This is a genomic window from Parasphingorhabdus cellanae, from assembly GCF_017498565.1.
In the GTDB taxonomy this organism is placed as follows: Bacteria; Pseudomonadota; Alphaproteobacteria; order Sphingomonadales; family Sphingomonadaceae; genus Parasphingorhabdus; species Parasphingorhabdus cellanae.
On the sequence record NZ_CP071794.1, the window covers coordinates 2,707,745 to 2,722,131 of the forward strand.

Here is a 14,387-nt window from a genome sequence, read left to right on the forward strand (position 1 = left end):
TCTACAACCAGATGGATTTTTCGAGCTTTTATGGCTTTTCCGCCACAGTGATACCCCGCAGTTGATTGATACCGACTACCGTGCGGCAGGCGGCGATCAGCTCGTTCTTCAGGCTCTGGGCCGCCGGTTGCAGCACGGAATTACGGCGAATCGCAAAATAGGCGGTGCGCGCCACCGGAAACTCGGTCCCTTCCACGATATGATATTGGGCGCGTTCCTCTTCCGTGGCGAACAGTTCTTTGGCGAGCAACATGACGGCATCGCTTTGCAACAAGGTCGACTTGGCGAGGATGACCGAATCCATGTCGACATATTTCGCTGGCGGGGGCAGGCCGGCGGCAAGAAAAACGTTACAGATGCGCTGCCATTGCATCTGCAGCTGCATCGATACCAGCCATGTCTGCGAAGCCAGATCTTCCAGCGTGATGTCGGACTTGGAGGCTAGCGGATGGTCGCGGCGCATCATGATCACATCGCGGTCCTCGAACATCTCGGTCGTGTCGATGGCATTGTCGATTTCCAGATCTGTTGGCGGTGCACTGGCGACAAACTCCACTTCGCCGCGCAGTAATTTTTCGTAGAGCGACCTGCTGTCGCCGGATGTGATACTGAGCGTTACTCCCGGTTGTTTCTCGCTGAACCGGTTAATGATCATCGGCGCTATGCGGGTGAGAAAAGACCAGCCTAGGCCGATACGGACATAGCCGCGATCCGCCCCTCGCAGCGCGCTTATTTCGGCGGCCGCGAGCCGGCTCTCGGCCGTAATGACTTTTGCCCGGCGGGCCAGAGCATGACCAAATTGCGTAGCCTCCGCCCCGAAAGCGCCGCGTTCGAACAGCTTCACGCCCAGACTTTCTTCCAGCTTTGCGACGCTTTTGGAGACGGCCTGTTGACTAACGTCATTATTGCTGGCGGCGCGCGAAAAGCTGCCTGTGTCATAGACGGAGAGGAAATGCTGCAATTTCTGTGGATCCATTGATGGCTTGATAAAGCGTTGGCGCAAGTCAGGTTGGGTCATCAATATTCCTTTTGGGGCCTGTTACAATCAACGGCTGTGCAAAAGCCAATAATGGTTGTTAGCAGGTCAATATCACGTCGCCTAACGAAACGGAAATTTCACGTAGCGAGAAGGGTGGATGGCCGTGACAGCGCAGACCAAAGCGATACTGACTGATCTTATGCCGGGCATGATGAGGCATAAAGGCATATGGACCGGTGTCTACCGCCACGTTGACACGGACAATCAGCTGGTCGACCAACACCAGGCGCGCGTGGAATGTATATTTCCGCATGACGGCCCCTATGCCTATATCCAGAAAAACCTGTTCCAGTGGGATGACGGCCGCGAATATCGCTCCACCCTGAACGGTGTGCTGCGCGACGGCAAGCTGTGGTGGGACAATAAGAATTTCGATGGTTGTGGATGGGAAACCGACTTCGGGCTTATCCTGCTCAACCTCAATCGCAAGGATGATCTCGGCGCCAATTTCTACGAGATTATTTGTCTCGGTGACGATGGGAATCACCGGGCGCGGACCTGGCACTGGTTCAAGGACGGGCAATTGTTTAAGCGCACTTTGTGCGATGAACGTCGCGTAATCGATTGACGGATCCAGACTGAAACATTGCAATTTGTCCGGACATATTTATGGATGGCTCATACAGCAACCTGCGGGGGTCCGAAGCGATGACAGAGCTATTGAATATTTCTTTCTACCAATGGCTGGTCTTCGTCCACATCCTGCTATTCGTCCTGTGGCTGGGTGCCGATGTTGGCGTGTTCATGCTCGGCCAGCATTTTCGCAAGCGGGAAAAATATGATCTGCCACAGCGGCTGGTTCTGCTGCAACTGCTGGTGAATCTCGACATGACGCCGCGGACAGCCTGGGCCTTGATGGTCCCGCTGACGATTACGATGGTCGATGCCGGCGGCTGGTGGGATGTGCCGGGCTGGGGTGTGGCTTTATCCTGGGTGGTAGGCGCAGCGTGGCTGTGGCTGGTGTGGGATGCGCATATCCATGACCAGACAGAACGCGCCGCGCGCGACCGGAAAATCGAGTTTGTGCTGAAAATCGGCCTCACTCTGTTCTATCTTGGTCTGGGCATATTATCGCTGGTGCAGGGCGAGCCGCTGATCCCGATATGGTTGGCAACCAAGGCGCTGATGTTCGGTCTAATCTTTGCCGCCGCCATCATGATCGATGTCGCGTTCAAACCGGTCGGGCCGCAGCTTGGCAAGCTGATCGCAGAAGGATCATCGGATGAGACCGAAATCCCGCTGCGCAAGACGATGGACACCACGCGTATTTGGGTTTGGATTGTCTATCTGTTGTTGCTCGCCACTGCATTTCTGGGCAATATCAAGCCGTTTTAGCGACAAAAAATAGGCCGGCCAACGCGGCCGACCCCCAGGGAGAAAACTCTGACGGGAAGCGTTACTTCTTGTCCGCTTCAGCCGCTCGTTCCACATCAATCATCTTCTTGAACACGGTCCAGGTGGTTTCATTCTTGCGCGGATCATCGCCGGGTGGCGGAGCGGTATATTCTGGATAGTTGAGCGCAATCTCATCCTTGATCACGTCCGGCAGCTCATCATAGCTTTTCAGCTTCGCGCCCATGGCGTTGAACACCATCTGTCCCTGCCGCCCGCGCATTTTCATCCACGGCATCCAGTCGGAAATCCGTACCCAACTGATCGACGGATAAGCGGTGGGATTATTGGTATCGAGAATTTCATCAGCGAGCATGGTGAAGTCGAAAATCTCCATCGCATGATATTTATTGCCGACATAATCCTGATAATCGCCCGCGAGCACATTGTGGTAAAAGAGCGGCACTTCAATTGGCATGAACATCCAGTTGCCCTGCTGCCGGATATTGGGCAGCGTATATGGCGTGCCATCGGCGCGGTAAGGATAGTTGGGCCGACTGTTCACCGGATCATTGGCAATTTGCATGACCTTGACCGTCTCCCCCGTCCACGGATTGTCCCAGGTGCGCAGCACTTCATTGGTTTTGGGATCAAGATAGAACATCACTTCGCGGCTGACCTGCCGATAGCCGACGCCACGCTTGGGGTCTTCGATCCGGACACATTGCCGGATATTCATGCCTTCGCCATTGTACAAATGCCGGTCAGGTTCTCCTTGAACGCGGGAATAGACCTTGCCGGACCAGTGATAGACGGCAGGCACACCATCAGCCGTGCCACATTGGGTTCGTTTCATGATTTCCAGAGCGTCTTCCGGTTTTTCGGGATCCAGCATCCGTGCCGAGGAGGGATTGGCAAGAGCAAAGGATGCCACCATTGTTGCCAAAGCTGTCTGTTTCAAAAATCGATTCATTTCACGCGTCTCCCTAAAAACATACCAAGTGATGCTGCAATTAATTTCACTTTCTGGTTGACTTTAGATTTGTCCGGACAAATTGTGAAGAGGCAATATTGATCGAACATGATAATGGACCCTATGACCGGTTTTACCAACTTCCTTTTTGTGCCCGCCAATCGGCCTGAACGCTTTGAGAAAGCGGCGAATAGTGGTGCAGATTTGATCTGTATTGATCTGGAAGATTCAGTGCCTGGAGATCAAAAGGACAGCGCACGCGAATCCGTGTTGGAGGCGCTAAAAACGCTCGACCGGTCAGAAACGGCGGTGCGAATCAACGGACTGAAGACGGAAGCGGGCTTGGCTGACTTGCTAGCGTTATCTGCTTCTGATCATCTTCCCTCGTTGGTTTTCCTGCCGATGGTCGAAAGTGCGGCAGAGGTTGAAATTGCCCATAGCATTTTGGGCGATCGGATTGATGGTCTGATCCCGCTGATCGAAACCGTCAAAGGCTTGCGCGCTGGTGATGCACTGGCCGCCAGTGCCGGAGTAACCGGTATGATGTTTGGCGGCGGTGATTTTTCGGCTGAGCTTGGCACCAAGTTGGAATGGGAGCCTTTGCTCGCCGCTCGCGGAGCGTTCATATTATGCTGTGCGTCCGCAGGCATAGCGGCGATAGATGTGCCCTATATCGATATGAGCAATGAAGCAGGGCTGGAGGAAGAATCCCGTAAGGCAAAGGCGATGGGTTTTCATGCCAAGGCTGCGATTCATCCGAAACAAATTTTCACCATTGCCACCGCGATGAAACCCAGTGATGCAGAAATTGCCGAAGCCAAGGAGGCGATCGAAGCGTTTGATGCGGCAGGAGGCAAGGCGATTAGTTATAATGGGCGTATGTTAGAAGCGCCGGTTATGCAACGATATCGACACATTGTCGCCGCCGCCTGAATGTTGAAACTAGTTTAGCGAATAAGGACAATTACATGCGTGATGGAGTTATAGAAGTCAGCCCGGGACGTTTCCGCGAAACGTTTGGACGCTATTTTGAAGATTTTGTAGAGGGCCATATCTACGAGCATCGTCCCGGCCGGACGATCACCGATACCGACAATGTGCATTTCACCCTGCTGACGATGAACACGCATCCGGCGCATTTTGACTATGAATTTGCCAAGAAAACCGAATTTGAAAAGCCGCTGGTCTGCTCTCCGCTGACCGTCGCGTTGATGGTCGGGATGAGCGTTTCCGATACCAGCCAGAAAGCGGTGGCCAATCTCGGTTGGGACAAAATCCGTCTCACCCATCCGTTATTTCCCGGTGATACCCTCTATGCCGAGAGCGAAGTGCTGGAAAAGCGGGAATCCTCTTCGCGTCCGGAGCAAGGCATCGTGACGATCAAGACGATTGGCAAAAACCAGGATGACAAAGTCGTGTGCACGTTTGAACGCACCATGCTGATCTGGAAGCGCGGCTTTGGCGGCGCGGACGATTAAACAGTCGACGACAAAATAAACGGGGGAGGGAACCCCAGTTTTAAAACACTCAGGAGCGACGAAAATGGCAACGGCAATTGATAATGCGCAGCATATGATTGATCCGGAAGAAGAACAGGCTTTCATGGATGCGATTCAGAAATGGATTGATCGTTCGGTGAAGCCTGTGGTCATGGAACATGATCACGAGGATAAATGGCCGGAAGAGCTGGTGGGCGAAATGGCCGACATGGGTCTGTTCGGCGCCACCATTGGCGAGGAATATGGCGGCCTCGGCTTGCCGGCGACCAGCTATGCCAAGATCGTCGCGGAAATAGCCTCGCACTGGATGGCGATAACCGGCATTTTCAATTCGCACCTGATCATGGCCTGTGCCGTCGAGCGTTTTGGTACGGCTGAGCAAAAAGCCAAATGGCTGCCCAAATTTGCCAGCGGCGAAATTCGCGGCGGGCTGGCGCTGACCGAGCCCAATGCGGGTACGGATTTGCAGGCGATCCGCACCACGGCTGTCCGCGACGGCGATGAATATGTCATCAACGGCACCAAGACCTGGATTTCCAACGGTATTAACGGCAGCTGTTTTGCGCTGCTGGTCAAAACCGACCCCAAGGCAGACCCGCGCTATAAGGGTATGAGCCTGATGATCGCGCCCAAGGGGGAAGGCTTTACGGTTGGCAAGAAGTTCAAAAAACTGGGTTATAACAGTATCGACAGTGCGGAGCTTGTGTTCGACAATTATCGCATCCCAGCGGACAATCTTATCGGCGGTGTCGAAGGCCAGGGCTTTTTTCAGGCCACGGGTGGTCTGGAGCTGGGCCGTATCAATGTTGCGGCGCGGGGCGTTGGTCTGGCCGAGGGTTCGCTTCGGCTTGCCACCGAATATGCGCAGCTGCGCGAGACAATGGGCAAGCCAATATCCGAACATCAGGCGATCCAGTTGAAACTGGGTGAAATGGTGACCCGCGCAAGAGCGGCGCGCTTGCTGACCCTCGATGCGGCGGAAGCCTATGATCGCGGGGAGCGCTGTGATCTGGAAGCGGGTATGGCGAAATATTTTGCATCGGAAGCGGCGGTGCGCAATTCTGAGGAATCCATGCGCGTCCATGGCGGTTATGCCTATTCCAAGGAATATGAAATCGAGCGTTATTATCGCGATTCATTGCTTATGTGTATTGGTGAAGGGACCAACGAGATGCAGCGGATGATTATTTCCAAACAATGGGTCAAGAGGAATCCTGCGTGATGGGGTTTGCCTTGATAAGTCCGTCATCCCAGCGAAAGCTGGGATCTGCTCAAGGCCTTTCGAAGTCTCGGGGAGATTCCAGCTTTCGCTGGAATGACGATATAGCGTGACCGTCAAGCAACCGCTGAAAGGCTTTCGTGTCTTGTCCGCCGAACAATATGGTGCCGGTCCTTATGGAACCATGTTCCTCGCCCAGATGGGCGCGGATGTAATCAAGATCGAACCGCCAAAAGGCGGTGACACGGCACGCCATGTCGGGCCGCACTGGCTGCGCGAACAGGAAAGCCTCTATTTTCAGAGCTTCAATCTGAACAAGCGCTCGCTCACCCTTGATCTGCGCACCGACGAAGGGCAGCAGGTGCTGCACACACTCGCCAAAGACGCGCATGTCGTGGCGAATAATTTGCGCGGTGATGTGCCGGACAAGGTTGGCCTCAACTATGATGCGCTGAAAGCAGTCAATCCGGCCATCGTCTGTGCCCATATCTCCGCCTACGGGCGCGGCAATGAGCGATCGAAATGGCCGGGCTATGATTATCTCATGCAGGCCGAGGCCGGTTTTTGTGCGCTGACCGGTGATCCTGACGGGCCGCCCGTGCGCTTTGGTCTGTCGATGGTCGATTTCATGACCGGGACCATGGCAGCCGTTGGCTTGCTCGCCGCCTTGCTCGATGCCCAAAGGTCCGGTGAAGGCTGTGATGTCGACGTCGACCTGCTGTCTGCCGCTGTCCATCAGACCAGCTATCCCGCGCTCTGGTACATGAATGAGGATGATGTCACGGGCCGTGCGCCTTTCGGGGCTCATCCGTCCGCAACGCCGAGCCAGATGTTCAAGGCCGCCGACGGCTGGATGTTCGTCATGGCGCAGCTGCCAAAATTCTGGACCATATTATGCGAGCGGATCGGTCATGGAGAGTTAATGACGGATCCGCGCTTTGACACACCGGCCAATCGCCTGACCAACCGCTCGGCCTTGTCGGATATTTTGAGCGATATCTTTGCCGCTCATCCGGTCGCGCATTGGCTGGAATTGCTGCAGGGCCTGATGCCGATTGCGCCTGTCTATGGTCTTGATCAGGCACTCGACAGTCCTTGGTTGAAGACCATCGGCATGCGGGACACGGTCAGCCATCCGGATCGTGCGGACATGAATGTCCTGTCCAGCCCGATCAAACTGAATGGCGAACGCCTGCCCAATCGGGCAGGGCCGTTGCTCGGGGCTGATAGTGATGCGGTTCTGGCGGAAGCCGGTTATGATTCGGGTGCGATTGCTGACCTGCGTGCGAAAGGGATAGTCTGAACATCTTATGGCCAAACTGACGGGTATCAAGGTCATCGACCTCTCGCTTTTTCTGCCGGGCCCGATGCTCAGCATGATGATGGCCGACCATGGTGCCGAGGTGATCAAGGTTGAGCCGCCGACCGGTGATCCCGCCCGCGCAATGGAGCCGATGGAGGCAGGGCAATCTGTCTGGTTCCGCAACCTCAATCGCGGCAAGCAGGCGCTGGCGCTCGACCTGAAATCCGACGCAGGCAGGGCGCAGCTTTGGGAATTGCTGGCCGATACCGATGTGATGATCGAGGGTTTTCGCCCCGGCGTGATGAAGCGGCTCGGTTTTGACTATGATACGGTATCGGCGCGCTACCCGAAGATTGTCTATTGCTCGATTTCCGCCTTTGGGCAGGAGGGCGAAATGGCGCATCACCCCGCGCATGATCTGGCGGTGCAGGCCTTGTCCGGTTTTTTGTCTGTCAACGATGGTGCTGATGGCACACCAGTGGTGCCCGGTGTGCCTTCGGCGGATATGGCCGCGGGTCTCAATGGATTGTCAGCGGTTTTAATGGCGCTGATCGGGCGGGACAAGTCAGGCGAGGGCGATTATATCGACATAGCCATGTTTGACTCCATGTTGCCGTGGTGTGCTCATATTGCCGGATCGGCTATCGCTGGCGGCGCTTCGCCTCAATCGCAGTCGCAACGGTCATTGGGCGGCGCGGCTTTTTACAATGTCTATAAAACCGCAGATGACAAACATGTCGTACTGGGCGCGCGCGAGGTGAAATTTGCGCGCAATCTTTTGACCGCGCTGGAACGACTGGATTTGTTACCGCTCGCCGAGGCTGAACCGGGCGCGGGGCAAGCGCCCTTGGTCGCTTTTTTGCGGGAGATTTTCGCGACCAAAACGCGCGATCAATGGATTGAGTGGTTTGCGGACAAGGACGTCGCCTTCTCCCCCGTGCTCGATTTTCGCGAAGCGCTGGACCAGGATTTTCTGCGTGAACGCGGCCTCTTGATCGAAGCGCATGGCAGTCATCAAATCGCGCCATCCTTTCGCTTTGCTTCGGAAACTGATTGGCAGGCAGATGATGCCCCGGTCTTGGATGAGCCGCAATGATGCGGGCTTCAGTCTACCTCGATATGCATCGAATAGGCAAAGCGCTCGCCGGGATGATAGCTCGCCGAAATTTCAAACATCCGGTCGCTTTCGTCAAAATAACAACGCAATATACGCAGCACCGGATCGCCTTTTTCCAAGCCAAGCTCCGCCAGTATATCCTTCGCGCCTTTAATAGCTTGGATATCCTGCGTCACTCGGGCCACACTGACTTCGCCCAGCGTCTCAATCTGCCCGAACAGGGTCGTGGCGTTGACGTCGATCTGAGCGACAGCATCGGCCAGTTCGGGGTGAACCCAGGCCTCGGTCACCGCAATGGGCCGCTTGCGCCCGGGCTTCATCCGTTTGCCGCGAAAGGCAAACCAGTCGCCATCGGCTTTCGCGCCGATTTGCTCGACCACATCCTTGGGAATGGTGCCCGCTTTCTTCTTTTCAAAAGCAATGGTCGTATCACGCGCATATTGCAAAATTTCGCCGACATTGCTCAGCGGCTGGTGCAGTGCGCCGGCGCGGGCGGTCGCTGGCTGAACCACCGTTCCGGAGCCCCGCTTGCGCGTAATCAAGCCCTCGGCGGTCAGCTTCCGCAGAGCCTCTCGCACGGTGAAGCGGCTGACATCATATTTTTTGCACAAGACAGATTCGGTCGGAAAATCACCGGGATCGGGATAGTCTCCGCGCAACACCGCCTCGCGCAGTTCGTCTGCCAACTCAAGATAGCGCGGCTTTTTCTTGGACGCGCTTTTCGATTTAGCGGGCGCTTTGGCAGCCAATTTTTCTCTCCCGGACATGAGGCCGTCTTAGGACGAGCGCCGCTATGACGCAAGAGAGCCTGACCGAGAAATTGGCGACTCATTTGATGCGCCCTGTTGACGAAGCGACACGGCAACGCGCCCGGTTGCATTTGCTCGATTGGTTGGGATGTGTGGCGGGTGCGCTCAAGTCAGAACTGGGAACGCTTCCCAAAGATATTTTTGACATTCGACCATCAGTAGAAGCAGCTTGGCTCGGCAATCTGCTGGAAATGGACGATATTCACAGGAGCGCCATTCTACATCCCGGACCGGTGGTCTGGGGCACGGTCTTTGGAAATCAGATAGGCGATATGGACGAGATCGTCGATGCGGCTGTTCGCGGTTATGACGCAATAATTTGCATTGGCGCTACTTTGGATGACGGTCACTATGCCATGTGGCATAACACCAGTACGGCCGGAATTTTCGGGGCTGCAGTGACAGCCTGTCATTTGTTTGAGCCAGAAATGGATTATAATGCCCTTGTGTCTGCGATGGGGCTTGCCGGATCGGTAGCAGGAGGGCTCTGGCAAATGCGGCACGAGCAGGGGCAGGCCAAGCAATGGCATATTTCCCATGCCGCAGAGACAGGATGGCGTGCGGCCGACGCTGTCTTGGAAGGCGTCGTTGGCCCGCGCTTCATTCTTGAAGGCCCACAAGGCCTCTACGCCGCCACCTGCAAAAACCCAAAACCAATGACCTTCCCCGATCAATGGCGCATCCATGAAGTCAGCTTCAAGCCATGGGGCGCTTGCCGCCATGCTCATCCAGCTATTGATGCGGCGCTGGAACTCAAGGCCAAGCTGGGGGCGCTGGACGGTGATATCCACGTTGAAACCTATGTTGACGCCATTGGTTTCTGTGATCGCCCGGATCCTCAAACCGTGATCGACGCGAAATTTTCGCTTCAACACGCGGTGGCCGTGGTGGCGGAACGCGGCGTGCCGCAACTCAGCGATTTTGAACCCGATGCCATCGCAGCTCTGACTGATGCTCGTGCCCGTGTCACGGTTTCCGAAGCCGGTGACATAACCACTCGCTATCCCGAACACTATGGCGCACGGGTTACATGTGGCGGAGAAGCTATTGAACTGGTCGACACGCTTGGCGATCCCGAACGACCGTTGCCGAAAGAGGGTATAATCGAGAAGGCGCGGACGTTGATTGCCTGGGGAGGGCTGGACGACAAGGAAGCGGATCGGGCGATTGATCTCGTGTTAAACGGAGATGATCCAGCAGACATCCATGAGATGTTGTCAGAGTGGCTATCATGACAGCAACCCAGCAAATTCTGGATTTCGCAGCGGCCAAACATTTCCTGCCCGACAGCGTCAGGGCGGCGGCAATTCGGTTGCTCGGTGACACATTGGCTGGCGGCGCAGCCGGCGGGGCGTCCGATGAAGCACAAGCCATGCTGGCTGCTGTTCGCAGCTGGGGCACTGGGGATGATGTCCGGTTGCTGGGCTTGGCGGATCGGCTGCCCGCCCCATCGGCGGCCTGGTTTAACGGCTTCGCCATCCATTGTCTGGAATGGGACGCCGTGCATGAACCCGCAGTGGTCCATGCCATGTCGGTCGTAACGGCAGCTTTGCTGGCCAGCGCGGATCGGATGGGCGGATGCGAAGCGGAACAGTTTCTGACCGCCTTGGCTGTCGGGGTGGATATTGCCAGCGGCATCGGTGTCGCCGCGACCGGCGCGATGCAGTTTTTCCGCCCCGCGACGGCAGGTATAATCGGTGCGGCTCTGGCAGCCGCGAGATTGGAAGGCGTTCCAGCGGAAAAATTTGCCGACATATTGGGGCTGGCTTACTCCCAAGCGGCGGGCACGATGCAGGCCCATGTCGAGGCATCTATTGCACTGCCCTTACAGATCGCCAACGCATCCCGCGGGGCGATCTCCGCTGTGGATCTGGCAAAGGCCGGCATGGATGGTCCGCATGATGCACTTGAAGGACCTTTTGGCTATTTCAAGCTGTTCGAACCGGGTGATCTGACGCGCTATACCGATGATATCGGGAAGCGTTGGTTGATTGAGGAAGTCAGCACAAAACCCTTTCCGTCTGGTCGGGCCAGTCATGGAATATTGGGCGCGATTGACGACATGATCCGCGACGGATCACTGGACCCGGCAATGGTCCGGTCGGTTGATGTGGCAGCGCCGCCATTGATCCACCGACTTGTCGGACGCCCTTATAAAACCGATATGACACCAGGCTATGCGCGGCTTTGTTTGCCCTTTCTCGTGCCTCTGATGCTGCGGGACCGCATCATTGATCCGTGCTGCTTCCATGCTCAGGAATTTGCCAATCCCGACCTGATGGAGCTCGGCAGCAAGGTTGTTGTCCGTATCGATGACAATCCTGATCACAATGCCCTGGCTCCACAAAAACTGAGCATCACGCTCTTGGACGGCAGGATGATAGAGCGCACCATCGCCGACAATCTTGGCAGCCCTACTTCGCCGATGTCCGATGCCCAGACACAATCCAAACGCGCTCTTGCCCGTTCGCTTGCGCGCGATGATTGCGACCCCAGAATATTTGACAACCCCTTAGCTTATGCCACGGAGCCCCGATGACTTTTCCGACCTATTTCGAAGCCTTTGATGCCAAGCAGATGCTCGCAGATTATCCCGTCGGCGATGCGTTCACCGCGCGCTACATTGGCATGTCCCGGGATGAGCTTTTTGCGATCCAAAACAAACAGTTTTTGAAGCTGATGCAACGCGGATGGGAAATTCCCTTTTACCATCGCTTATGGGGCAATCAGGGCATAGAAGCGGGCGATATCAAGGGGCTGGAGGATATTACCAAGCTTCCGGTTTATGACAAAAGCGATCTGATGGCCTCGGTGAACGACTATCCGCCTTATGGGGATTTTGACGGGCGCGGAGACACGCCAGTGGTTTTCCACACGACATCGGGAACAACAGGCCGTCCGCAACCGCTGATGTTTGGGCCCAAGGGACGGGAAATCACCAATTTGCTGGTCGGGCGGATGTATCGCTGGATGGGTCTGGGGCGCGATGATGTGGTGCAGTCGGTCTATGGGCACGGCATGATCAATGGCGGGCATTATATTCGCGAGGCGGTGACCCATTTTACCAATGCCCTGTTCCTCAGCGCTGGCACCGGCATAGAAACCCGGTCGATCAATCAGGTAAACCTGATGGCGGATTTCAATGTCAGCTGCATGGTTGGCTTTGTCGACTATATTCGCAAGCTAGCCGAGGTCGCAGCGGCGGAAGATCTGTTTGACCGCATCAATCTCAAGATGATCATAGGTCATCTGGGAACCGAAGATCGCGCGTCAACCGAAGCGGCGTGGCAAGGGGCCAAGGCCTTTGACTGGTACGGGGTCGGCGATACGGGCAGCATTGCTGGCGAAGGCCCTGAACGCGACGGCATGTATGTGTGGGAAGACGCGCAATATCTTGAATTGCTGGATGTCGACACTGGTGAGCCCGTAGCATCCGGAGAAACCGGCGATATGGTAGTGACCTGCCTGTTCAAGGATGATATTGCGCCCTGTATCCGCTTTAACACCCATGATATTACCGAGGAACGCACCGACAGCAATGCCACCGGCATGGTTTTCAAGCGCATTACCGGGTTCAAGGGACGCAGCGACAATATGGTCAAGCTGCGCGGTATCAACATATTCCCGCATGCCATTGGAGCCATTATCGAAGGGCGTGGCGACCTGACCGGCGAATATGTCTGCCGCGTGACGCGTGACGATGCCGGACGGGACGAGATGCACGTAACGCTGGAAAGCAAAGGCAGCAGCAGCCGGGCGGAGTTGGTGGACCTGCTTCGTAAAGGCATCGGTATTGAAGTCGGTGTAGCGTTGGTTGATGCCGGAGGAACTGCAAAAGATACGCAGATTGACACGCGTCAAAAGCCCATTCGCCTGATTGATGAGCGGGGTTTATGATCGACTGGGATGCCTTGGAAACGGCCAACAGGCGATTAAACGCCTTTACCGATTTTGATCGGACCGCGACGGGTGGTACCGGACCTCTTGCCGGGGTCACCGTCGGCGTGAAGGGCAATATCGCGGTTAAAGATATGCCCTGGACCGCCGGTTGCGAACTCTATCGTGACCGCGTTGCGAGCGAAGACGCGGCGGTCGTTGCACGGCTGCGGGCAGCTGGAGGGGCCATGATAGGGATGCTGAATATGGAGGAGGCCGCGCTGGGCGCAAAGACCGACAATCCGTGGTTCGGCAAAACATATAATCCGCACAAGGAAGGTTATACGCCCGGCGGTTCATCTGGCGGAAGCGGCGCTGCGGTTGCGGCTGGTCTATGCGATGTCGCCTTGGGCACGGACACAATGGGGTCTGTGCGTATACCGGCTGCTTATTGCGGCGTGTACGGATTTAAACCCGCGCAATCGGCGATTAGCCAGGATGGACTAGAGTTAGCGGAGCAATCACTGGACTGCATCGGACCGCTGGCGCGGAATTTAAACCTGCTCGAAAAGGTCGCACGGGTCATTAGCGATTTCGGTGAGGATAAGGCTGAGACAGGATCACTGGCGACATTGGTTGAAACGGGTGTTGATTGCGAACTGGAAGTCATCGAAAATTTCCGTGACATCATGCGCTGGGCGGGGGAAACCATTGCCGTGGCTCAGCTGAAATATCCGTTGTCGCGCATCCGTTTTGCCGGATTTATAAAAACATCGAAAGCCATGGCTGCACATTTGGCGGACGAAGATCAAAGCAAGCTTTCCGATAATCTGAAAAAATTGCTCACCTATGGTCCGAAACGCAGCGCCGCCGATTGGGACGAGGATCAGGCGATTCTCGAACAGACCTCTGAAACGATGCAGGCGCTGGTTTCAAAACACGGTTTTTGTATCTTGCCGACCGCCCCGCAAGGTGCCTTTCCGCATAGCGAAGATGCACCGGCCAATCAGGCTGATTATACCTGTCTTGCCAATATTGCAGACCTTCCCGCGATTACCATTCCGTCCGGCTTTAACGACAATGGCATGCCTTTGGGGCTCCAGATTCTGGCGTCCAAAGGATGCGAAGCGGATCTATTTGCGCTGGCGCGGAGACTGGACGAGAAGTTACGCGGCTATCGTCGTCCCGAAACCTATTTGGAAATCACATAAGAGGAGAGA

14 protein-coding genes are annotated in these 14,387 nt (G+C 55.8%); 11 read left to right on the top strand and 3 right to left on the bottom strand.

Annotated elements, in window-relative coordinates:
* Nucleotides 1-28: 28 nt before the first annotated feature.
* Complete coding sequence (locus J4G78_RS13040; RefSeq protein WP_207986970.1) at nt 29-1,018, bottom strand: LysR family transcriptional regulator; 990 nt, start codon at nt 1,016-1,018, stop codon at nt 29-31.
* 118 nt (nt 1,019-1,136) lie between these two features.
* Here J4G78_RS13040 and J4G78_RS13045 point away from each other — a divergent pair, with 118 nt between their 5' ends.
* Both J4G78_RS13045 and J4G78_RS13050 read left to right on the top strand, forming a co-directional pair.
* The gene (locus tag J4G78_RS13045) at nt 1,137-1,607 is read left to right on the top strand and encodes a hypothetical protein (RefSeq protein ID WP_243457089.1); all 471 of its coding nucleotides are present in this window, start codon (nt 1,137-1,139) and stop codon (nt 1,605-1,607) included.
* Between the two features lie 80 nt (nt 1,608-1,687).
* The gene (locus J4G78_RS13050; protein WP_243457090.1) at nt 1,688-2,374 is read left to right on the top strand and encodes a hypothetical protein; all 687 of its coding nucleotides are present in this window, start codon (nt 1,688-1,690) and stop codon (nt 2,372-2,374) included.
* 61 nt (nt 2,375-2,435) lie between these two features.
* Here the strand turns inward: J4G78_RS13050 and J4G78_RS13055 are convergent, their stop codons facing one another.
* The gene (locus tag J4G78_RS13055; protein ID WP_207986971.1) at nt 2,436-3,344 is read right to left on the bottom strand and encodes a DUF1838 family protein; all 909 of its coding nucleotides are present in this window, start codon (nt 3,342-3,344) and stop codon (nt 2,436-2,438) included.
* Between the two features lie 108 nt (nt 3,345-3,452).
* Between J4G78_RS13055 and J4G78_RS13060 the strand changes: the two genes are divergently transcribed.
* The 5 genes from J4G78_RS13060 (at nt 3,453) to J4G78_RS13080 (ending at nt 8,461) form a co-directional block, all read left to right on the top strand.
* Nucleotides 3,453-4,277, top strand: coding sequence for an HpcH/HpaI aldolase/citrate lyase family protein (locus J4G78_RS13060; protein ID WP_243457091.1), 825 nt, complete (start codon nt 3,453-3,455; stop codon nt 4,275-4,277).
* 35 nt (nt 4,278-4,312) lie between these two features.
* Nucleotides 4,313-4,822: a MaoC family dehydratase gene (locus J4G78_RS13065; RefSeq protein ID WP_207986972.1), complete on the top strand. Its 510-nt coding sequence runs from the start codon at nt 4,313-4,315 to the stop codon at nt 4,820-4,822.
* A 64-nt stretch (nt 4,823-4,886) separates the two neighbouring features.
* On the top strand, nt 4,887-6,065 hold the full coding sequence (locus J4G78_RS13070; RefSeq protein WP_207986973.1) for an acyl-CoA dehydrogenase family protein: 1,179 nt from the start codon (nt 4,887-4,889) through the stop codon (nt 6,063-6,065).
* A gap of 106 nt (nt 6,066-6,171) precedes the next feature.
* Nucleotides 6,172-7,365: a CaiB/BaiF CoA transferase family protein gene (locus J4G78_RS13075; protein WP_207986974.1), complete on the top strand. Its 1,194-nt coding sequence runs from the start codon at nt 6,172-6,174 to the stop codon at nt 7,363-7,365.
* A 7-nt stretch (nt 7,366-7,372) separates the two neighbouring features.
* On the top strand, nt 7,373-8,461 hold the full coding sequence (locus J4G78_RS13080) for a CaiB/BaiF CoA transferase family protein (protein WP_207986975.1): 1,089 nt from the start codon (nt 7,373-7,375) through the stop codon (nt 8,459-8,461).
* An 8-nt stretch (nt 8,462-8,469) separates the two neighbouring features.
* On the opposite strand, the gene J4G78_RS13085 is transcribed toward J4G78_RS13080, so the two are convergent.
* Nucleotides 8,470-9,231 (bottom strand): GntR family transcriptional regulator, encoded by a 762-nt coding sequence (locus tag J4G78_RS13085; protein ID WP_243457092.1) that lies wholly within the window; start codon nt 9,229-9,231, stop codon nt 8,470-8,472.
* A gap of 44 nt (nt 9,232-9,275) precedes the next feature.
* On the opposite strand from J4G78_RS13085, the gene J4G78_RS13090 reads away from it, so the two are divergent.
* The 4 genes from J4G78_RS13090 to J4G78_RS13105 are packed head-to-tail and all read left to right on the top strand — an operon-like array spanning nt 9,276 to nt 14,378.
* Complete coding sequence (locus J4G78_RS13090; protein WP_207986977.1) at nt 9,276-10,526, top strand: MmgE/PrpD family protein; 1,251 nt, start codon at nt 9,276-9,278, stop codon at nt 10,524-10,526.
* Nucleotides 10,523-11,830: an MmgE/PrpD family protein gene (locus J4G78_RS13095; protein ID WP_207986978.1), complete on the top strand. Its 1,308-nt coding sequence runs from the start codon at nt 10,523-10,525 to the stop codon at nt 11,828-11,830. Before J4G78_RS13090 ends, J4G78_RS13095 begins: the two co-directional genes overlap by 4 nt.
* Nucleotides 11,827-13,188, top strand: a complete 1,362-nt coding sequence (locus J4G78_RS13100; protein WP_207986979.1) for a phenylacetate--CoA ligase family protein — start codon at nt 11,827-11,829, stop codon at nt 13,186-13,188. The genes J4G78_RS13095 and J4G78_RS13100 overlap by 4 nt, the downstream gene beginning before the upstream one ends.
* Complete coding sequence (locus tag J4G78_RS13105) at nt 13,185-14,378, top strand: amidase (RefSeq protein WP_207986980.1); 1,194 nt, start codon at nt 13,185-13,187, stop codon at nt 14,376-14,378. Before J4G78_RS13100 ends, J4G78_RS13105 begins: the two co-directional genes overlap by 4 nt.
* The last annotated feature ends 9 nt before the right edge of the window (nt 14,379-14,387 follow it).

Coding starts and splice junctions, on each gene's coding strand:
- J4G78_RS13055 (WP_207986971.1), bottom strand. CDS start 3,344: ATGAATCGATTTTTGAAACAGACAGCTTTGGCAACAATGGTGGCATCC.
- J4G78_RS13045 (WP_243457089.1), top strand. CDS start 1,137: ATGGCCGTGACAGCGCAGACCAAAGCGATACTGACTGATCTTATGCCG.
- J4G78_RS13100 (WP_207986979.1), top strand. CDS start 11,827: ATGACTTTTCCGACCTATTTCGAAGCCTTTGATGCCAAGCAGATGCTC.
- J4G78_RS13095 (WP_207986978.1), top strand. CDS start 10,523: ATGACAGCAACCCAGCAAATTCTGGATTTCGCAGCGGCCAAACATTTC.
- J4G78_RS13040 (WP_207986970.1), bottom strand. CDS start 1,018: ATGACCCAACCTGACTTGCGCCAACGCTTTATCAAGCCATCAATGGAT.
- J4G78_RS13050 (WP_243457090.1), top strand. CDS start 1,688: ATGACAGAGCTATTGAATATTTCTTTCTACCAATGGCTGGTCTTCGTC.
- J4G78_RS13060 (WP_243457091.1), top strand. CDS start 3,453: ATGATAATGGACCCTATGACCGGTTTTACCAACTTCCTTTTTGTGCCC.
- J4G78_RS13090 (WP_207986977.1), top strand. CDS start 9,276: ATGACGCAAGAGAGCCTGACCGAGAAATTGGCGACTCATTTGATGCGC.
- J4G78_RS13080 (WP_207986975.1), top strand. CDS start 7,373: ATGGCCAAACTGACGGGTATCAAGGTCATCGACCTCTCGCTTTTTCTG.
- J4G78_RS13065 (WP_207986972.1), top strand. CDS start 4,313: ATGCGTGATGGAGTTATAGAAGTCAGCCCGGGACGTTTCCGCGAAACG.
- J4G78_RS13070 (WP_207986973.1), top strand. CDS start 4,887: ATGGCAACGGCAATTGATAATGCGCAGCATATGATTGATCCGGAAGAA.
- J4G78_RS13105 (WP_207986980.1), top strand. CDS start 13,185: ATGATCGACTGGGATGCCTTGGAAACGGCCAACAGGCGATTAAACGCC.